This window comes from Nitrospira calida (assembly GCF_976986435.1).
The window spans coordinates 3,077,800-3,095,582 of record NZ_OZ335950.1 but is presented as its reverse complement, the minus strand read 5'-3'; the positions used below and the strand labels follow the sequence as shown (position 1 = coordinate 3,095,582).

The window sequence follows — 17,783 nt, the reverse complement described above, 5'->3', positions numbered from 1 at the left end:
TGGCTTTTTCCGGAGAAACCTGGTGACGGTTGTGGAACCGCGTGTGCTGCAACAACTCGACGGGCCACCGTGGAAGATCGACCCCTATTTGAAAGTCGGCGGGTATGAGGCCTGGCGCAAGTGTGTGACCGAGCTGCAACCGGAGGACATTGTCAGTGAAATTAAACGGTCCGGACTGCGCGGGCGGGGCGGCGCCGGTTTCCCGACCGGGACCAAGTGGGACAAAGTTCTTCACCACCGCGTCAAGGAGCGCTATTTCGTCTGTAACGCTGGGGAACATGAGCCCGGAACGTTCAAGGACCGGTATCTCCTCCAACACGCTCCCCATCAATTGCTCGAGGGATGTTTGATCGCGTCATACGCGGTCAACGCCAAGGCTTCGTTCATTTATATCAATCACGAGTATCGCGAGGAGCATGAAAACCTGAAAAAGGCCCTCGCTCAGGCCAAGGAGCGGGGCTTTGTGGGCAAGAACATCTTCGGCAAAGGCGTCGATATCGAGATCGAACTGTTTGCCGGTCATGGGAGCTATGTTGCGGGGGAAGAGACGGCCATGTTGGAGTCGATGCAAGGACGACCGGCGATGCCCCGGCAAAAGCCGCCGTTTTATCCCACCGACTTCGGCCTTTACGGCAAGCCGACACTGGTGAACAACGTGGAGACGCTCTGCAATGTTCCGCGCATTCTCCGAAACGGTGCCGACTGGTTTACTCAGGTGGGTACGGAAAAATGTCCGGGCACGATGCTGTTCTCGCTCAGCGGAGCCGTGAACCGGCCGGGTGTGTATGAGATGCCGATGGGGACGACGATCCGCCGACTGATCGAGGAGTGCGGAGGCGGGGTCTCAGGCGGGAGGAAGGTGAAAGCTGTGTTTCCAGGCGGCCCGGCGTTCTCGATGGTCACGCAAGACCAACTGGATCTGCCGATGGACTTCGATTCTCTCAAGAAAGCCGGAACGGGACTCGGCTCGGCCGGCGTTATCGTCGTGGACGACGCGACCTGCATGGTGGCCCAGACACTGAAATTTTCCAATTTTTTTAAGACCGAGAGTTGCGGACAGTGCCCCCCTTGCCGCATGGGGACGATTAATCTCGCGACGCTGGTCGACAAAGTGGAGCGTGGCGAAGGGACCCAGAAAGATCTCGACAGTCTGTTGCAGCTCTGCGGATTCGTGAAAGGGACCGGGTATTGTACCTTGGTGACCGGGGCAGCGGTGTTGGTGCAGAGCAGCTTGCGGTTGTTCCGGCATGAATACGAGGAGCATATCCGGCTGCGACGGTGTCCTTATCGTCCTATGGCGGCCGGGATCGACTCTTGTGCGTGAGGAAAGCCGGCGATGCCGCGCGTGACGTTCCTGCATCCTCAAGGAAAGAGCGGCGATGTGGAACCCAATGTGACGCTGCTGGAGGCGGCTCAGAGGCTCGGGTTCCCTCTGAATCATGACTGCGGAGGGAACGCCTCCTGCACGACCTGCCGGGTCGAGGTGCAGGCGGGCGGTGAAAACCTCTCGGAGATCGATTTTGACGAGCAAGACCTTTTGGATCGGGAAGCGTTGTCGGAACCGTGGCATCGCCTCGGGTGCCAGGCCCGGGTCTTGGGCGATGTGATCGTGCGGGTGCCGAAATCGAAATGGGAGTCGCCGTCGTCTCCGGAACGGGACGCTCGGGCCAGCGACCATGAGTGCAGCCTTCCATAAGGGAAGTGGTGTGATAGACTACGGACAGGTCAAGAAGGGAGGAAAACAATGATCACCATTACGCCGGTGGCCGAGCAGAAGATCAAGGAACTAATGGCCGAAGAGAAGGATACGGTCGGTCTGCGGATTTACGTCCGCGGCGGTGGGTGTCACGGGTATCAGTACGGGATGGCTTTTGAATCCAAACTGTCCGATGACGATACGGTCATCGAGAAGGGGGGCGTGAAGGTCATTCTGGATTCGCAGAGCGCGCCGCTGCTGAGCGGGGCGGAAGTGGATTATGTTGACAGCCTGCAGGGGTCTGGCTTCGCCATCAAAAATCCACAGGCTAAGACAACCTGCGGGTGCGGCAGCTCGTTCAGCGCCTAAACAGGGTCATCAGCTTTCAGCCTTCGGACGAAAGCTCCGCAGCGCGGATGAAGTCGAGCGAGGGGCCGGAGTTGCCTTTCCGCAGGAAGCGCAATTCCGGCCCGATTCGTTTTGTCCTCCGAACGATCGTCCGGGGCTGTCTTCGAGCAGCTTGAAATCATGGATCGGGTCAGCGTCACACGGCGGTATCGGTTCTGCGCACAGCATCGGCTGCACACCGAGCAGCTCTCCGAGGAGGAGAACTGGGCCGTGTTCGGGAAGTGCAATAACCCCAACGGCCACGGGCATAACTACGTGGTGCTGGTCACGGTGACGGGCGAGATCGATCCTCGGAGCGGCAGCGTGATCGATCTGCGGGAGTTGGACCGCCTAGTGGACGACGCGATCGTGAAGCGTTTCGACCACCGGGATTTGAATCAGGACCCCGGTTTCGCCGGCCGAACCACGACCGGCGAAAATCTGGCCATGCTAATTTGGGATCTCCTCGTCGCGCGTATCCCGCGAGGCCGGCTTGAGAAAGTTGGGGTGATCGAAACCCGCGACAACTATTTCGAATATGCCGGATCGAGCCCGTGCCGAGTGACGATAGATGGAGCGTCTCATGGGTGATCGTCTGTCGACAGCGAAACGAGCGGGGCGCCACCGGGTCGTTCGCGCCGACGGCCGTCCAGCCGAGGTCGAGGACCTCCAGGTCCTGATCGCCGATCTCTTGGCCATGCTCGGCGAGCAACCGAGGAGGAACGGGCTCCTCAAAACGCCCGAACGTGTGGCGAAGGCCCTGCGGTTCATGACCCAGGGCTATCAGCAGGACATCGAGCGATTGCTCAACGGCGCCCTGTTCCCGATCGACTACGACGAGATGGTGATTGTGAAGGATATCGACTTCTTCAGTCTCTGCGAGCACCATCTGCTGCCGTTCTTCGGCAAGTGCCACGTTGGGTATATCCCCAACAAGAAAGTGGTCGGGCTGAGCAAAATCCCGCGCGTGGTGGACGCCTTCAGCCGGCGGCTCCAGGTGCAGGAACGGTTAACGGTCCAGATTGCGGAGACCCTGCAGTCGAAACTAAACGCCCACGGCGTCGGGGTCGTGATCGAGGCCCGCCACCTCTGTATGATGATGCGCGGCGTCGAGAAGCAGAACACCATCGCGGTAACCAGTTCCATGCTAGGGGTGTTCAGAAGCCAGCAACAGACGCGGGACGAATTCCTCAAGCTGATTCGGCGGGGTAGCGTCGGAGATCCGGATTAAGCGGCGTTGCGTGATCGATGCCGAATCGGCGCACCGCGAATTCAAACTTTCTCTCCCTCGATGCTTTCCATAAACGCGCTCACCGCTTGATTGAAGAGTTCCGGTTGCTCCATGTTACTGAGGTGGCCGGCGCCGGGAATGATCTCCAGCCGAGCACCGGGGATGCCATCGGCGAGGCATCGGTTCTCTTCCGGCGTGGTCAGCCTGTCTTGATCGCCGACCAGAACCAGGGTCGGGAGGGTGATCGTCTTCAGAAGCGGCGTCGAATCGGGTCGTTCCGCGATGGCCATGAGATCGCCGACAATTCCGCTGATCGGTGTACTCAAGATAATGGCCCGCACCCGCTCGACCAAGGCGGGGTTCTTCTGCATAGTGGACGGGGAAAGGAGTTTGGGAACCATCTCGTCGGCGACCGCCTTTGGTCCTTCCTGGTGGACCTTCTGTGCCAAATTGAACCGCCAGGTCGCTTGGGCCGGCTGGTCGGCTTCGGCCCGGGTATCCGCGAAGATCAACCCGCGAATGCGGTCGCTATGGCGGCGATACATGGCAAACAGGACATACCCTCCCATCGACAACCCGGCCATGACCGCCCGTTGGATCGAGAGGTGGTCCAAGAGCGCATTCACATCGTCCGCATACTGGTCCAACGTATAACGCCACAGCGGGGCGTCCGATTCGCCGTGTCCACGCAAGTCCACGGTGATGACCCGAAACCGCTGCGACAGGGTGCTCTCTTGAGCCGCCCACATGGTCCGGTTCAAGGGGAAGGCATGAAGGAATACAATGGGTGTCCCCGCGCCTCGGTCATCATAGGCGAGACGAACACCGTTGACTTCAACAATCATTGGCCCGCTCCTACGTCGGTCACGAATGGTTGCGTTTATGCAGTGTTCCCCTATCAAGAGAAGGCCAATTCGTCAAGGGGCTCCAACCGTCCAAAGGTTGTGAGACTGTGCGCGCCATTTACGGGTGTGCGTCCGGCGGTATACAATCCCGTCGCGCATCGCGTGAGCCTATGGCCGATCCACGACAGTACGAAGGCAATCTCTTTTCGAGTCCGGGCGAGCGGAAGGCCAAGCAGGTCCCTCTCGCTGAGCGTATGCGCCCGCAAAGCTTTTCGGACTTCGTCGGTCAGGAGGAGATCGTGGCGCCTGATCGGCCGCTGCGGCGTGCGATCGAAACGGATCATCTCTCGTCGGTCATTTTCTGGGGGCCGCCTGGGTCCGGAAAAACCACGCTTGCGCATCTCGTCGCGCGGCACACGAAGGCGGAATTCGTGCCATTTTCCGCCGTCACTGGGGGGATTCCGGAATTGCGCGACATCATCCGCGGCGCCGAGCAACGGCGCGCGCTTCACGGCCGGCGCACGATTCTGTTCGTCGATGAAATTCATCGCTTCAACAAGGCCCAGCAGGATGCCTTTCTTCCGCACGTGGAGCGGGGGACAATCGTTCTGGTCGGCGCAACCACGGAGAACCCGTCGTTCGAAGTGATCGCCCCTCTGCTTTCGCGCTCCCTGGTTGTCGTCCTCAAACCGCTGTCGGATGACGCGATGAGCCGGATCCTGGAACGGGCCCTGGCGGACAAGGAACAGGGTCTCGGAACGCTCCGGATCGACATGACGCCGGAAGCCAAGCGCCGATTGATCGGGTTCGGAAACGGCGACGCTCGGGCCTTGCTCACGGCGCTGGAATTCGTGGCGACCCAAACGCCGGCCGGCCGGGACGGACGTCGACTGCTCGATGAGCGGGTATTGGAGGCGGCGGTGCTGAAGAAATCGCTCCGTTACGATAAGTCCGCGGAAGAACACTACAATCTGATCTCGGCCTTCATCAAAAGCTTGCGGGATTCGGACCCTGATGGAGCCCTCTACTGGTTGGCGCGAATGCTGGAAGGAGGTGAAGATCCCAAGTTTATTGCCCGGCGCCTGGTCATTTTCGCCTCGGAGGACATCGGCAACGCCAACCCGCTTGCCCTGGTGGTCGCCACCGCAGTCTTCCAGGCCGTCGAGTTCGTCGGATTGCCGGAAGCCCAGATCAACCTGGCCCAGGGGACCGCTTACCTGGCTTCCTGCCCGAAGGACAATGCCTCGTATGTCGGCCTGCTCGAAGCGCTTCGAGACGCACGCGAGTTCGGCAACTTAGGCGTTCCCCTCCACTTGCGGAACGCGGTGACCTCGCTGATGCGGGATCTCGGGTATGGGCAGGGATATCGGTACGCGCATGAGGACCCCATGGCGAAAGACGAGCAGACCCATCTGCCAGAGCGGCTCAGCGGCAGGCGCTACTATCGGCCCAAAACGCTGTGACCGCGGCCCGAAATTGATTGTGGACAAACGATCCTGTTCGGTTATACTTAAGGGCAACGCCGGGGATGCGGGCATGGGATCGGTCGCAACGCCCAATGAGCGTCGGAAATACGTACGGGCCACGCTGGTGGGGTCCGCCCACATCATGCCCAAGAGCGGAAGCAAAGGGGTCACTGCTGTCCTGGACAATGTCAACAAGATCGGCGCCGGCCTGCATGCCAAGGAAAAATTGCCGGTCAATGAGAAAGTGACCGTCTCCTTGGCGTTTCTGGACCCTGAGGGAGTGGAGCAGCAGGAGAAGCTCTCCGGAAGCGTGGCGTGGGTCAAGCCGTGGGAAAGAGGCTTTTTGATCGGTGTCGTGTGGGATGAACTGGTGACGAAAGAGAAGAACCGCTGGCTGTACTACTACCTGGAAGAAACCCTCAAGGAAGCGCCGTAGCCTTATGCCTCCAGCGACTGTTTGACGCTGTTGAGTTCCTCCGCCAAGTGTTCCCACCGAGCCGTCAGTCGCTCCAGATTCTTCTTCCAGGTTTCCTGTTCTAGGTGAAGAGCGTGCCATCTAGCGAAATCCTGATAGAGGGCTGGATCGGCGAGTTCCTGATCGCGTGCCCGGATCTTCCGCTCGATCTCGGCGATCTCAGCCTCCGCGCGCGCAACCTGCTTTTCCAGTCTCGCCTGAATCTTGGACAGCTCACGCCGGTCCCTGGCGTTGGATTTCGACGCCGGGGATGCCGTGAGAGTGGCCGCTCCACGCGGTCCTGTATCCTGCGCTTCGAGTTCCTCGCGCGTTTCCTTGATCGACTCCAGTTCCTGCGCTTTTTTCCAGAGGTAGTACTCGTAGTCGCCGAAATAGTTCTTCGCTTGACCGTCTTCGATCTCCACCACGCGCGTCGCAATGCGTGTCAGGAATGTCGGGTCATGGGAGATGAAGATGATGGTGCCGGGGAACTCCGCGAGCGCGTCGGTCAGCACGTCCACCGAGGCCGGATCTAAGTGGTTTGTCGGTTCGTCCAACAACAATGTGTTGGCCGGCTCGACGAGCATCCGCGCGAGGGCAACACGGTTGCGCTCGCCGCCGCTCAGCGCCTTGACGGGCTTCTTCTGGTCAGGACCAGAGAACAAGAACGCACCCGCAATCCCGCGCAAGAAATTCATCTCGGCTTGCTTCGAGACCTCGGCCAATGAGTCGAGAACGGTATGCTCCGGGTTGAGCGCCTCGGCCTGATGCTGTGCGAAATAATGCAACGTCACACCGTGTCCGACGGTTCTGGCGCCCTTGTCGAACGGCAGGACCCCGGCCAATATTTTGAGCAGAGTGCTTTTGCCCGCTCCATTCTCGCCGACCAGCGCCACTCGCTCTCCGCGCTCGACGGAGAAGTCGAGCGACTCATAGACCACCTTGGCTCCGTAACTCTTTGCGACCCCTTTCAGTTCGAGGACCTGCCGACCGCTCGCCGGGGGGACGGGGAAGGTGAAGCGCACACGCTTGGGGTCGCGCGTCCGCTCGATCAGTTTGATCTTTTCCAGTTGCTTGATGCGGGACTGCACCTGGCTGGCTTTGTTGGCCTGGTAGCGGAAGCGGTCGATGAATTTCCGGACGCGGGCGATCTCCTTCTCTTGCCGTTTAGCTGAAGACTCCCGTTGGGCGTCGTGTGCCGCCCGCTGTTCGCGGAACGCGGTATAGTTGCCGCGGTACTCCTGGATCGTGTGGTGGCGGATCTCCCAGATATGCGTCGCGATCCGGTCTAGGAATCCGGTGTCGTGGCTGATGACCAGAATGGTCATCCTTGTGCGCAACAGAAAGCTTTCGAACCATGCTTGCGTCGGTTTGTCGAGATGGTTGGTCGGCTCGTCGAGCAGCAGGACGTCGGGATTCGACAACAAGAGATGCGCTAGCGCGACGCGCATGCGATACCCGCCCGAGAGGGCTTCGACCGGCCGGTTGAAGTCCGCCTCCCCGAAACCGAGTCCGGACAAGATGCGCTTGGCCTCGTACTCGGGATAGTGGTCGTGGTGAGCGGCGTCCAAGACCGTTTTGCCCGCGATCGTTTCGAGGTCCTGCGGCAGGTATCCAATCCGTAATCGCGGTCGCCTGCGAATGACGCCCTTGTCCGGAGAATCCTCTCCAAGGATCATCCGGAAGAGCGTGGTTTTCCCGACTCCATTCGGGCCGACTAAACCGACCCGCGTGCCAGGCCGCAGGTGCGCTGACGCGTCCTTCAGCAGGATCTTTGCGGCATATTGCTTGCTGACACACTCGATCTGGAGCATGAATCAAACAGGGCGGGTCTTTCCTGCACAGCAACGACGATAGAGTCTGGTGAGTTCTGGCTCAACCGGACGTTGGTTGGCGCGCAAAACAATCGCAATGAAGGGTCTGATCCGTCGACACCAGGAGCAACCGAAGAGCGGCCAACGGGAGAAGCCAGCGCGGTTTGGTGGAGCTGGCCGGGATTGAACCGGCGACCTCGTGAATGCCATTCACGCGCGCTCCCAACTGCGCCACAGCCCCACCCCTTCTCAGTGCCGAGTTTGTGAGTGATAAGTTCCGAGTGACGTGAAAGACGGGCGCATGCTAACACGCGGTTTCGGGGCAGTCAAGGAAAGGGAGAGCGAGGAACGAGGCTGTCAGACATGCGCCGCGAGAGAGCCGGACGCATCGTCACGCTTCAACTTCATGCCGGTTGTGCGAAAGCAGCCGTGTGCACGCAGCTTGACAAACGAGGAGGAGCGTCCATAGGATGAGCCGCTTTTGGCTCTGATCTTGTGGGTCAGGGCTCTTTTTTCGAGAAACAGAACGCAAGCCGGTGGGAGGATGGGTAATCTGGTTGTCGTCGGAACCCAATGGGGAGATGAGGGCAAGGGCAAGATTGTGGACATCCTGGCTCGCGACGCCGACGTTGTGGTGCGGTACCAGGGGGGATCCAATGCCGGCCATACCGTCGTCAACCAGCGGGCCACGTTTGTCTTTCATTTGATTCCTTCCGGTATCCTCTACCGAGGAACGCTGTGCATCATCGGCAACGGGGTGGTGGTTGATCCGGAGGCGCTGATCGCGGAGATGGATCGACTTCAGGCCAAGGGCGTCAAAATCGGCAAGAATTTTGTGATCAGCCAGCGGGCCCATTTGATCCTGCCCTATCATAAGGCCATTGAAAAGGCCTCGGAACAATCGAGAGGCTCACGGCGCATCGGGACCACGGGAAGGGGAATCGGGCCCTCGTACGCGGATAAAATGGCCCGCATCGGCATCCGGGTGGGAGACCTGTTGAATCCTTCGCTGTTCCGGCGCAAGCTGGAGGAAAACCTGGTCGAAATCAACTGGTTTCTCGAACGACTCTACAAGGTTGACGGTTTTCAACTCGAGAAGGTGTTCCAACAATACATGGGCTATGCAGAACGGCTGAAAGGCTACATCGCCGATACAGTCACGCTTCTGAACAAGGCGATCGACGAGAAACGCACCGTGTTGTTTGAAGGCGCTCAGGGAACGCATCTCGATGTCGACTTCGGCACCTATCCCTACGTCACTTCGTCCAGCGCTGTGGCGGGCGGCGCCTGCACCGGCACGGGTGTCGGACCGACGAAGATCGATGCCGTTCTCGGGGTCACCAAAGCCTATACGACGCGTGTCGGGAGCGGACCGTTCCCGACCGAGCTGACGGATGCTGTCGGGTCTGGGTTGCAAGAGCGGGGCAAGGAGTTTGGCGCGACAACCGGGCGGCCGCGCCGGTGCGGATGGTTTGATGGTGTCTTGGTCCGATACGCGACCAAAGTCAACGGCCTTGCCTCTTTGGCGGTGACCAAGCTCGACGTGCTGGATGGGTGTAAGGAGTTGAGGGTATGTACGGGTTATAGGCATGAGGGCAGGTTGTATCGTGAGATGCCGGCTGATCTGCAGGTCTTGACGGAGTGCCAACCAGTTTATGAAACTCTTCGTGGTTGGAGCAGTCCCACTACTGGTATGACGAGTTATAAGAAGTTGCCGGCAGAGGCCAAGCGCTATTTGAATCGGGTGGAGGAGCTGGCAGGCTGTCCGATTGACATCATCTCCACCGGCTCTAAGCGAGACCAGACGATCATTCTCCGCAATCCGTTAACCGTCCGAAGCCGGAAACGGCAGTGCTAGTCCCGTTGATCCGTTACTGGTCAGATGCAGCCGCACCGCCCTTCGATGGCGTGAGTGCCCGGTGGCGGATAACGGCGAACGTTTCCAACAGGTGAGCCGCTAGCTCAGTCGGTAGAGCATCGCCCTTTTAAGGCGAGGGCCCTGGGTTCGAGTCCCAGGCGGCTCACCAGTTTCAACGACTTCTGCTCGCCACAGGGATCGTTTCAACTTCCAGCCGCCTTCTGGCCAACTGTTGCAAGCCGCTCATCTGCTTGACCTCGGCGACGCACATGGTAAGAGTAAGAGAGAAAGAGAGGGGTGAGCGGGAGTCTGGCTGGCCCGCGGAAGAAGCGAACGGGAAAACTTGGAGGGTTGGGAGAACCGGCCATCGCGGCAGAGCGGTAAAACCGGCTTATGCACCCCACTTCGTCAGAGTCTGGCGCACTCCTGGTGGTTGACGACGAACCCGAGATCCGGACGCTCGTCTTTAACACGCTTTCGCCGCTGGGCTATGCGGTGCTGCTCGCCAAGAAAGACGAATGGAGAGATGGCCTATTTTTCCAGCAACATCGCGGTCGGGTTCATCTGCTGATGACGGACATGCTCATGCCGGCCATGAACGGTCTGGAACTCGCCACTAAGGTTCATGCCCTGAGTCCGAAGACACGTATCCTCTATTTGTCCGAAAACGATATCGTGAAAGGCGCCTTTGCTGAGGAATCTCAGGTGCCTTCCTCCCGAAGCCATTCACCGGCGCAGAGCTAGTGCGCAAAGTCCGTGAGGTTTTACGGACTTCCGATCGTTAGCGGAGCCGAGAAGGGCTCTGATGCGACGGTCCGGCGCACTCGCCCGATGGGCCAACCCCGGGTCCCCCGGATTCCTCGCAACATAGGGCCAGTCGCTGAGCATCGGCGAAGCGGCATCGATCTGGAATTCAGGCAAAACGGAAAGGATTAAGTTCGGAGGGAATTCTTCAGGGCTTGGACGGCCGCCCGAAGCCGGCTGTTCTCATGAGAGGTTATCTCCGTGAATTGCACGCCGAATTCCTCTCCACGGCACCAGCGGACCGTCCCTCGGTCGACACGAATAGGAGGGTCCTGTCCCGGCAGATGAAGGCGCAATCCGAGTTGCATGCCCGTAAACACGGACAGACGGCTGTTCACTCGACATCCGCTTGATGAGAGATCCAGAACCATCCCGGCATGTTCATGCGCCTTGATGCTGGTCAAGACTGCGTGAAACGAGACCGGAAATCGCTGTTCTTTTCGCAGAATCATGTCCGTCTCATGGCCGGGATGAAACCAGCTGGTACTATTCTGGCCGTTGTCGAATGGGCGATCAAGCTCTTTCCCAGAATCTGAACCGGGCGGGACGGGAGCAGGCGGGACGCACGGTTAAGAGCGACTTTTGTCGCCGGTATGATCCGAGACCAAGCGGGACAAACAGGCCTGTTCCTTTTCTGAGAGGCGTAAAAATTCCACGCCGAATCGCCGTCCCTTGGCCCACCGGACAGCGGCGCGGACGTTCCGCAACAGGCGTTCGTCAGGGAGATAAACGTTGAGACGAACATAGTCGCCGACCCGTAAGGCTTTCTCGCTCTCGATCGCACAGCCGGGCGTGGAAATATTGACGACCGTTCCTTCACCCAGGCCATATCCGCTCGAAAAAATAGCGGGGATTCGGATCGGGATTCTCAGGGTCTGGCGCCCTTCCCGGGACCGCTCTCCAGTCGAGTAGGTATCTTTCGACATAGGTCCTGCTCGCGACCGTGCTTGGACCCCTAAGCTAGGGCGGGTTTTCCGGTAAGTCAAGCTCGACATGCGGGAGACCGAACAAATTGGAGAATCAACCCGGCCGGCGGTCGTGTCTAGGACGCGACATGACCGACCGTGCTGTCCCGTTGAGCCATGCGGCAGACAGGGGTATGGGAAAAACCGTCGAAACAGCAACAAGAGGAGGCCGCCGGTAACCACGCTCGCCACGATGATGTCGCACTCAGCGAACAACAGACCTCGCAGCATCTGACGCTGGAACTCCTCGTCTTCCAATTCGGCGCCCAGACACTTGTGAGCGGTTCTGGATTCAAGCTCGCGCAAGGCGTTCTCGATCGCGAGGAGAAGGGCCACCGCATCTCCTCGCTGCAAGGAAGAGATGGCCTCGGATGGAAGACTAGCGTCAACCTGAGCAGCCAACCATCGCCTGTGCCGCAGATGATCGAGCAGCCAGAGGCCGGGCGTTCGCATTCGATGCTGCAGCGACGGCGAGAAGGATGTCCAGTAAGTGCTCAATGATCGGTCTGAGCTGTTCTTCCGCATTTGAGGAGCGGGTCCCAGAAGACCCGCTGACCGGTCGCCGCATAGCCCCTGAAACTGCTTTCCGCCAACGCCGTGAGGTGTTGAAGTTTGGATAGGTCTTCCCGGACAAGGGCCTTCGGTGCGGTTCATCCAATGCGTTTCGCCGGCGCTAAATCAATTCGGCCAGGCCGGCGATGTCGAGACAAGTCACAGGAACGCTCCGAGCAGGAGGATCAGATCCCGCTTCGGCACGGTCGTGTATCCCCTCTCCCAATTTTTGCAATCCCGCTCATCCCGCCATTCTGGTTCCGGACTTCCAGCTTCGCTTGGACCCTGCCGCCTTCACGGCGGAGGCAAGGAGTTCGAGCAGCGCCCCTGCTTCATAAGGCTTTTGAACCCAGGCGACGGCGCCCCGTTCAACCGCCTGAGGACCAAGGGCCGACAAGTTGCCGGAGACTATGATGACCGGGGTCTCCGGCCACGCCACCCGGCTTAACGCGAGCAATTCCAACCCGTTCAGTTTCGGGAGGCGGTCGTCGGTAATCACGGCGTCGAACCGCCGTTTCTTCATTTCGCTCAGGGCTTCGAGCCCGTCTCCGGCGGTGTGGACATTGTAGCTTTTGCTTTCCAGCAGGCCCGATAACAGGTGTCGTGAACGTTCATCGCCGTCCACAATCAAGATTCTTTTGCCGTAACCATCCATGACATCCTCCTTTTTTCGCTGTTCTTACGCTTACTCCGCCTTAGGGGTTTAAGGGACTGGACAAGATTCGGCCGCCGGTCAGGTTTTTGTCTATTGGTCCAAGCCTAGCGAAGGGGTATTTCTAAGCCAACGACAAGGATGGGACGGCTTATCATCCGAGTCACCTTCCCGGGGCGAGGGGAGGGAGAGTGACCCATGAAAGGGTTGGGGCGGTGGTTGCTGGCGCTGATCTTCGTGATGGGCCCAAGAATATCCCTAGGCATGCCCATGGCGGCTGCGCAACCGGCGGCTTCCCCTCAGGTCATCAAGGGAGAACTCTTGTCCATCAAAGGAGAAGTGTATCTGGTGCGGGATGTGTTTGGGCGGCTGGTGCGATTGCGGGTCAACAAGGATACCAAGCGGGAGCGGCTGGTCGTTCCGGGCGAGAAAGTGGAAGTAGAAATGATGCCGGACGGGCGCGCCCTCTCGATCAAGCCGGCGCAGTAACGCGCAGGCCGTCGTGAACTGACTTGAAAAGGAGCGGGAGAATGAGAATCGCGCAGGTGGCGCCGTTATGGGAAAGCGTCCCTCCGAAGCTGTACGGGGGGACTGAACGCATTGTGTCGTATCTCACGGAGGAATTGGTCAGGTTGGGGCACGAGGTCACCCTGTTCGCCAGTGGAGATTCCCACACGGCGGCCAAACTGGAGCCAATCTGCCATCAGGCCCTGCGCCTGAACACCGGTGTCTTTAACCGTGACGCGCCGCTGATTCTCCAGTTGGAGAGGGTCTTCGGCTCTCCAGGCGATTTCGATCTGATTCATTCGCATCTTGATTTTCTAGGGTTTCCGTTGGCCCGGCGCTGTCCGGTGCCGGTGGTCACGACGCTCCACGGACGGCTCGATCTGCCGGAGCTCGAACCGGTATTCCGTGAGTACGCCGAAATGTCCTTGATCTCGATCTCTGATGCCCAACGGCGGCCGTTGCCGTGGGCTAACTGGCAAGCGACGGTCTACCACGGTTTGCCGCGCAATCTGTATCACTATCATTCCCGGCCGGGGCATTACCTGGCGTTTCTAGGACGCATTGCGCCGGAAAAGCGCCCGGACCACGCGATCGAGGTCGCCAAGCGCGTCGGCATGCCGCTGAAGATCGCGGCCAAGATCGATCCGGCCGATCGTGAGTATTTCCGCGCCGAAATCGAACCGCTGCTGTCGCATCCGCTGATCGAGTTCCTCGGAGAGATCACGGACGATCAGAAGGATGATTTTCTCGGCGGGGCGTACGCGCTGCTAGCGCCCTATGATTGGCCCGAGCCGTTCGGATTGGTCCTGATCGAAGCGTTGGCTTGCGGCACGCCGGTGCTGGCCTATCGGCGGGGCTCCATTCCGGAAATCATTCAGGACGGCTTGACCGGATTCGTCTGCGAGTCCCTGGATGAGATGGTTTCCAGGGTGGAGCACGTTCCGTTCCTCGATCGCCGACAGTGTCGGCAGGTATTCGAGGAGCGGTTCACAGTGGACCGGATGACGAAAGATTATCTCAATGTGTATGAGCAGATCCTCAGCGAGGAAGTGCGATTGACTTCTCTGGAGCCGGAATTCGGCTCTCGCTCGGTGTCGCGGATGAATCGACAAACTCGTCTGTCCCTCCATCCCGGAGTGCAGCCATGATGCGCAGAAGGAGAATCACTTCCAGCGATCCTCAGCCCGATCAGCATGGTCCTTCCGGCTGGCACCTGTTAAGGACGAAGGACTTCGCACTCCTGTTTGCCGGGCAGGCAATCTCGCAGATCGGCGACAGCCTCAACAAGGTCGCGCTGCTGTGGTTCGTGTACACGTTGACCGGCTCGGCGCTGAAGATGACGGTTGTGGGATTGCTGCAAACGGTCCCGCCGTTGATCTTCGGTCCGCTGATCGGGGTCTACCTGGATCGATGGCCCAAAAAACCGGTCATGATCGCGGTGGATTTGGTGCGTACCGTGATGATTCTGCTGATCCCGCTGCTCTATGCGTTTGACGCGCTGACGTTGGAACGCCTGTACCTGCTGGTGTTTCTCACCGCGGTCGTCTCCACGATCTTCGGCCCTGCGCTGGCCTCCTCGATTCCTATGATCGTGCCACGGTCCCGGTTCACGGCGGCCAATGCCTTACTGCAAAGTACGACGAATGTCGGTCTGCTGGTCGGGCCAGCAGTCAGCGGCGTCGGGATTGCGCTCATCGGCGCGCAGAACGTGCTGTATGTCGATGCCGCGACGTTCTTGATTTCGGCGTTATGTCTGATGCCGATCCGCATGCGGGAATCATGGAGACCGAAAGAAGGGGAAGCTGAGACCCTGCAGGTGCTGCAGGAGCTCCGGATCGGCTTTCGGTTCGTGTTCCTGCAACATCGGGCGGTGTTTTTCCTCATGGTGACCGCCGCCCTTTTCACTCTCGGGTCGAGCGCGTTCGTTTTCCTGCTTCCAGTGATCGCGAAGCAATTACTCAAAGTCGGCCCTATGGAGATGGGATGGCTTTGGTCGGCCCTGGGGGTCGGCATGTTGGCGGCATCGGTCTCGTTGGCCTGGCTGAAACAGGGCGAATTGCGCGAGCGTCTGCGCATGATCGCCGGGTCATTGGCCGTCGCGGGTCTGGCGGTCTGCGGACTGGGCTTGGTCAATCTGCCCATCGTCTCGGCCGCCTTGGTCGTTGTTATCGGCGGAAGCACCGCGCTGTTTACACCGATCGTCTGGGCGATGCTCCAGGAGTTGACGCCGGAACGGCTGCTCGGGCGGGTCTTTACCACGTTCAGCACCGGGGGAATGTCAACCGCAATGGCGGGCATGGCCGGATTTGGATGGGCGGCCGATTCCCTGGGCCCTGTGGCCAGCTTAATGGGTATCGGCTTGACCTTGCTTCTAACGGCCGCGGTAGCTGAAGTGTTCAGCCGTCGGTCGCAGGCCGTGGCTCCCGTTTCATCTACCCCGGTGCCTCTTCTTGTGCGGTAAGCAGCGGACCCTTCAGCGCGCTGCCATTGTGATTCTCCCGATGGGCCGTCCACTGCGCTCGTCTTGGTTGCTCTTGCCGTGGCGGTTATGCATCGTGACCGCGTTCTGTTGCTGGTCGCTGCTCTTCACCGGTGTTCTTTCAGCCGAGGAACCGTCGGGCGAGCCGCCAGCCAAGGTTCAGAAGCCGGCGGAGAAGGGATCGAAGGAACAACCTCCACCGGCCAAGCCTGCTGAATCACCGCGACCCAAGGATCAAGAGGAACGACCGACCAAGAAGGAGGAGGTGCCGGCGCAGGAATCTTCCGCAAAGGAACCTTCCAAACCTCCCCGAACCTCGCTGATCCTGACGGTCAAACTGGCGCTGATGGCGACGCCGCAAGTGTTCCCGTATGACATCGAAGTGGAACAGAGCGATCATCAAGTCACCCTCACGGGAAAGGTAGCGAGCGAGAATGAGAAGATGGTGGCTACTGAGGTTGCCAAATCGGTGGACGGTGTCGCGTCCGTACACAACAAGTTGGAAGTGGTGCCGGAGCTCAAACAAGCGCTCGCTCACAAGCGGGACGAAGTGATCTCCCAATACGTGAAGGAACGTTTTGCCAAGAGTACGACACTGAAATCCGCCAACTTCGATGTCAAGACGGAAAACGGTATCGTAACCTTGGGCGGCGTGGTACGATACCAGGTGATCATTCTCGAAGCGGCCGAGGCAGCCAGGCTGGTCCCCGGCGTCAAGGCCGTACGGACGGACAAGGTCCGCGTCGAAGACAAGGAGTGATGCCCGGGCACAGCCTCACGCCGGCGACCTACGCGTCTCGTGCCGTCCTCTCCGCCGACCACGCCGCCGGCGTTCAGCGGCTCCTGTTCGCGCGGGACTTCGGACTGGTGTGGCTGGGCCAACTGGTTTCGCAAGTCGGTGACGGCGTTTCCAAGTTGGCGCTGCTCTGGTTCGTGTATTCGATCACCGGGTCGCCGATCAAAACGACGGTGATCGGCTTGCTGCAGACCATCCCCCCGATCATTCTGGGGCCGGTCATCGGCGTCCTCGTGGATCGCTGGTCCAAGAAGCTCCTCCTCGTTTCCTCCGATATCGCGCGCGCACTGTTGATTGGAGTGATTCCCTGCCTGATTTCGGCCGAATCGTTCACGATCGAGATGCTCTATCTGCTGGTGCTGCTGCACGCCATCGCGACGGCGATCTTCGGTCCGGCCCTCATCGCGGTGGTGCCCATGATCGTAGCCAAGCGGCAGTTCACAGCGGCCAACGCGCTGCTGCAAGGCACCACAAGCCTCGGGATCGTGATGGGGCCGGCGCTCAGCGGGATCGGGATCGCGTTGTCGAGTTCACAGGAAGTCCTATGCATCAACGCCGTCACGTATCTGCTGTCCGCCGCGTGCCTCCTGCCGGTCCGCTTGACGCACTCGTCCACCGTGACAGTCGAAAGGTCGTCCGCGGCGCCGCTGCTGCGAGACTTGATGGAAGGCGTGCAATTTCTCCTTCGCCGGCAACCGGCGTTGTTGTGGCTTATCGCGACGGCGGCGCTCTATACGTTCGGGACCAGCGCCTTGACCACGCTGTTTCCGGTGTTCGGTCGGAAGCTGCTCGACTTGGGACCCGTCGAGGTCGGCTATCTGTGGTCGGCGCTGGGCATCGGTCTGCTTGCGATGTCGATAGTGTTGGTCCGCTTCACAGAGTGGGACCTTCCGCGTCGGACCGCGTTGATCGCGGCGACCAGCGCGGTCAGCGGGACGGCGATTTGCGGATTGGCGTGGATCCGCAATCCTTTGGCGGCGGCCGTGCTGATGGCTGTGATAGGGTGCGGCATGGGCGCGCTCACGCCGATTGCGTGGGGGGCGGTGCAAGAGCTGTCGCCGCGCGAGATCGTCGGGCGGGTTCTGGCTCTCTACGGCACGGCCGCAATGGTGGCTGCGATCGCCGGGATCAGTGCGTTCGGATGGATCAGCGAGAAACTAGGCGAGTCGACGAGCGTGAACGGTATCGGTCTTGCGCTGCTCGTCACCGCGCTGTTCGCAAGCCGGTTCAGGCGTCTGTTGACTCGGTTGCTCATGAACGGGACATGAGCGGTATGC

At 59.9% G+C, this 17,783-nt stretch carries 20 protein-coding genes and 2 tRNA genes; 16 read left to right on the top strand and 6 right to left on the bottom strand.

The features are described from left to right. The first annotated feature begins 22 nt into the window (after positions 1–22). The 5 genes from nuoF (at position 23) to folE (ending at position 3,314) form a co-directional block, all read left to right on the top strand. Positions 23–1,324 (top strand): NADH-quinone oxidoreductase subunit NuoF, encoded by a 1,302-nt coding sequence (gene nuoF / locus ACWHTU_RS15065; protein WP_447860206.1) that lies wholly within the window; start codon positions 23–25, stop codon positions 1,322–1,324. Between the two features lie 12 nt (positions 1,325–1,336). Further along, complete coding sequence (locus ACWHTU_RS15060; RefSeq protein ID WP_447860205.1) at positions 1,337–1,696, top strand: 2Fe-2S iron-sulfur cluster-binding protein; 360 nt, start codon at positions 1,337–1,339, stop codon at positions 1,694–1,696. A 48-nt stretch (positions 1,697–1,744) separates the two neighbouring features. Beyond that, entirely contained in the window at positions 1,745–2,065 is a 321-nt protein-coding gene (gene erpA / locus ACWHTU_RS15055; protein WP_447860204.1) for an iron-sulfur cluster insertion protein ErpA, read from the top strand. 159 nt (positions 2,066–2,224) lie between these two features. Next, positions 2,225–2,674, top strand: a complete 450-nt coding sequence (locus ACWHTU_RS15050) for a 6-carboxytetrahydropterin synthase (protein ID WP_447860203.1) — start codon at positions 2,225–2,227, stop codon at positions 2,672–2,674. Then, positions 2,667–3,314, top strand: coding sequence for a GTP cyclohydrolase I FolE (gene folE / locus ACWHTU_RS15045; protein WP_447860202.1), 648 nt, complete (start codon positions 2,667–2,669; stop codon positions 3,312–3,314). The genes ACWHTU_RS15050 and folE overlap by 8 nt, the downstream gene beginning before the upstream one ends. Positions 3,315–3,355: 41 nt before the next feature. Here folE and ACWHTU_RS15040 read toward each other — a convergent pair whose 3' ends face one another. Then, a complete protein-coding gene (locus ACWHTU_RS15040; RefSeq protein ID WP_447860201.1) occupies positions 3,356–4,159 on the bottom strand; it encodes an alpha/beta fold hydrolase in 804 nt (267 codons plus the stop codon). 170 nt (positions 4,160–4,329) lie between these two features. On the opposite strand from ACWHTU_RS15040, the gene ACWHTU_RS15035 reads away from it, so the two are divergent. Beyond that, positions 4,330–5,622, top strand: a complete 1,293-nt coding sequence (locus ACWHTU_RS15035) for a replication-associated recombination protein A (protein ID WP_447860200.1) — start codon at positions 4,330–4,332, stop codon at positions 5,620–5,622. 73 nt (positions 5,623–5,695) lie between these two features. Beyond that, positions 5,696–6,061, top strand: coding sequence for a PilZ domain-containing protein (locus tag ACWHTU_RS15030; protein WP_447860199.1), 366 nt, complete (start codon positions 5,696–5,698; stop codon positions 6,059–6,061). 2 nt (positions 6,062–6,063) lie between these two features. On the opposite strand, the gene ACWHTU_RS15025 is transcribed toward ACWHTU_RS15030, so the two are convergent. Together ACWHTU_RS15025 and ACWHTU_RS15020 are read right to left on the bottom strand one after the other, a co-directional pair. Then, positions 6,064–7,893 carry an ABC-F family ATP-binding cassette domain-containing protein gene (locus ACWHTU_RS15025; RefSeq protein ID WP_447860198.1) on the bottom strand — a complete coding sequence of 610 codons (1,830 nt, stop codon included), beginning with the start codon at positions 7,891–7,893 and terminating at the stop codon, positions 6,064–6,066. Positions 7,894–8,058: 165 nt separating this feature from the next. Next, a tRNA-Ala gene (locus ACWHTU_RS15020) sits at positions 8,059–8,134 on the bottom strand. Between the two features lie 303 nt (positions 8,135–8,437). Between ACWHTU_RS15020 and ACWHTU_RS15015 the strand changes: the two genes are divergently transcribed. The 3 genes from ACWHTU_RS15015 (at position 8,438) to ACWHTU_RS15005 (ending at position 10,495) form a co-directional block, all read left to right on the top strand. Then, positions 8,438–9,751, top strand: a complete 1,314-nt coding sequence (locus ACWHTU_RS15015) for an adenylosuccinate synthase (RefSeq protein WP_447860197.1) — start codon at positions 8,438–8,440, stop codon at positions 9,749–9,751. A gap of 93 nt (positions 9,752–9,844) precedes the next feature. Beyond that, positions 9,845–9,920 (top strand) — tRNA-Lys (locus tag ACWHTU_RS15010). Positions 9,921–10,180: 260 nt separating this feature from the next. Then, positions 10,181–10,495 carry a response regulator gene (locus tag ACWHTU_RS15005; protein WP_447860195.1) on the top strand — a complete coding sequence of 105 codons (315 nt, stop codon included), beginning with the start codon at positions 10,181–10,183 and terminating at the stop codon, positions 10,493–10,495. Positions 10,496–10,683: 188 nt separating this feature from the next. Here the strand turns inward: ACWHTU_RS15005 and ACWHTU_RS15000 are convergent, their stop codons facing one another. Both ACWHTU_RS15000 and ACWHTU_RS14995 read right to left on the bottom strand, forming a co-directional pair. Beyond that, on the bottom strand, positions 10,684–11,007 hold the full coding sequence (locus tag ACWHTU_RS15000) for a PilZ domain-containing protein (protein WP_447860194.1): 324 nt from the start codon (positions 11,005–11,007) through the stop codon (positions 10,684–10,686). Positions 11,008–11,124: 117 nt separating this feature from the next. Next, a complete protein-coding gene (locus tag ACWHTU_RS14995) occupies positions 11,125–11,481 on the bottom strand; it encodes a PilZ domain-containing protein (RefSeq protein WP_447860193.1) in 357 nt (118 codons plus the stop codon). 156 nt (positions 11,482–11,637) lie between these two features. Here ACWHTU_RS14995 and ACWHTU_RS14990 point away from each other — a divergent pair, with 156 nt between their 5' ends. Continuing rightward, on the top strand, positions 11,638–12,021 hold the full coding sequence (locus ACWHTU_RS14990; RefSeq protein ID WP_447860192.1) for a hypothetical protein: 384 nt from the start codon (positions 11,638–11,640) through the stop codon (positions 12,019–12,021). Positions 12,022–12,313: 292 nt separating this feature from the next. Here ACWHTU_RS14990 and ACWHTU_RS14985 read toward each other — a convergent pair whose 3' ends face one another. Beyond that, the gene (locus ACWHTU_RS14985) at positions 12,314–12,727 is read right to left on the bottom strand and encodes a response regulator (protein ID WP_447860191.1); all 414 of its coding nucleotides are present in this window, start codon (positions 12,725–12,727) and stop codon (positions 12,314–12,316) included. 195 nt (positions 12,728–12,922) lie between these two features. Between ACWHTU_RS14985 and ACWHTU_RS14980 the strand changes: the two genes are divergently transcribed. From ACWHTU_RS14980 to ACWHTU_RS14960, 5 genes are read left to right on the top strand one after another with little or no spacing between them, the layout of a single operon-like run. Beyond that, the gene (locus tag ACWHTU_RS14980) at positions 12,923–13,213 is read left to right on the top strand and encodes a hypothetical protein (RefSeq protein ID WP_447860190.1); all 291 of its coding nucleotides are present in this window, start codon (positions 12,923–12,925) and stop codon (positions 13,211–13,213) included. 41 nt (positions 13,214–13,254) lie between these two features. Beyond that, positions 13,255–14,379 (top strand): glycosyltransferase family 4 protein, encoded by a 1,125-nt coding sequence (locus tag ACWHTU_RS14975; protein WP_447860189.1) that lies wholly within the window; start codon positions 13,255–13,257, stop codon positions 14,377–14,379. Next, positions 14,376–15,692, top strand: a complete 1,317-nt coding sequence (locus ACWHTU_RS14970; protein ID WP_447860188.1) for an MFS transporter — start codon at positions 14,376–14,378, stop codon at positions 15,690–15,692. Before ACWHTU_RS14975 ends, ACWHTU_RS14970 begins: the two co-directional genes overlap by 4 nt. Positions 15,693–15,732: 40 nt before the next feature. Next, the gene (locus tag ACWHTU_RS14965; protein WP_447860187.1) at positions 15,733–16,470 is read left to right on the top strand and encodes a BON domain-containing protein; all 738 of its coding nucleotides are present in this window, start codon (positions 15,733–15,735) and stop codon (positions 16,468–16,470) included. Further along, positions 16,470–17,774, top strand: a complete 1,305-nt coding sequence (locus tag ACWHTU_RS14960) for an MFS transporter (protein ID WP_447860186.1) — start codon at positions 16,470–16,472, stop codon at positions 17,772–17,774. Before ACWHTU_RS14965 ends, ACWHTU_RS14960 begins: the two co-directional genes overlap by 1 nt. The last annotated feature ends 9 nt before the right edge of the window (positions 17,775–17,783 follow it).

Coding starts and splice junctions, on each gene's coding strand:
- ACWHTU_RS15060 (WP_447860205.1), top strand. CDS start 1,337: ATGCCGCGCGTGACGTTCCTGCATCCTCAAGGAAAGAGCGGCGATGTG.
- ACWHTU_RS14985 (WP_447860191.1), bottom strand. CDS start 12,727: ATGGATGGTTACGGCAAAAGAATCTTGATTGTGGACGGCGATGAACGT.
- ACWHTU_RS15015 (WP_447860197.1), top strand. CDS start 8,438: ATGGGTAATCTGGTTGTCGTCGGAACCCAATGGGGAGATGAGGGCAAG.
- ACWHTU_RS15030 (WP_447860199.1), top strand. CDS start 5,696: ATGGGATCGGTCGCAACGCCCAATGAGCGTCGGAAATACGTACGGGCC.
- ACWHTU_RS14995 (WP_447860193.1), bottom strand. CDS start 11,481: ATGTCGAAAGATACCTACTCGACTGGAGAGCGGTCCCGGGAAGGGCGC.
- ACWHTU_RS15035 (WP_447860200.1), top strand. CDS start 4,330: ATGGCCGATCCACGACAGTACGAAGGCAATCTCTTTTCGAGTCCGGGC.
- ACWHTU_RS15050 (WP_447860203.1), top strand. CDS start 2,225: ATGGATCGGGTCAGCGTCACACGGCGGTATCGGTTCTGCGCACAGCAT.
- ACWHTU_RS15040 (WP_447860201.1), bottom strand. CDS start 4,159: ATGATTGTTGAAGTCAACGGTGTTCGTCTCGCCTATGATGACCGAGGC.
- ACWHTU_RS14960 (WP_447860186.1), top strand. CDS start 16,470: ATGCCCGGGCACAGCCTCACGCCGGCGACCTACGCGTCTCGTGCCGTC.
- ACWHTU_RS14965 (WP_447860187.1), top strand. CDS start 15,733: ATGGGCCGTCCACTGCGCTCGTCTTGGTTGCTCTTGCCGTGGCGGTTA.
- ACWHTU_RS15025 (WP_447860198.1), bottom strand. CDS start 7,893: ATGCTCCAGATCGAGTGTGTCAGCAAGCAATATGCCGCAAAGATCCTG.
- ACWHTU_RS14970 (WP_447860188.1), top strand. CDS start 14,376: ATGATGCGCAGAAGGAGAATCACTTCCAGCGATCCTCAGCCCGATCAG.
- ACWHTU_RS14990 (WP_447860192.1), top strand. CDS start 11,638: ATGCGGCAGACAGGGGTATGGGAAAAACCGTCGAAACAGCAACAAGAG.
- ACWHTU_RS15000 (WP_447860194.1), bottom strand. CDS start 11,007: ATGATTCTGCGAAAAGAACAGCGATTTCCGGTCTCGTTTCACGCAGTC.
- ACWHTU_RS14980 (WP_447860190.1), top strand. CDS start 12,923: ATGAAAGGGTTGGGGCGGTGGTTGCTGGCGCTGATCTTCGTGATGGGC.
- erpA (WP_447860204.1), top strand. CDS start 1,745: ATGATCACCATTACGCCGGTGGCCGAGCAGAAGATCAAGGAACTAATG.
- ACWHTU_RS14975 (WP_447860189.1), top strand. CDS start 13,255: ATGAGAATCGCGCAGGTGGCGCCGTTATGGGAAAGCGTCCCTCCGAAG.
- folE (WP_447860202.1), top strand. CDS start 2,667: ATGGGTGATCGTCTGTCGACAGCGAAACGAGCGGGGCGCCACCGGGTC.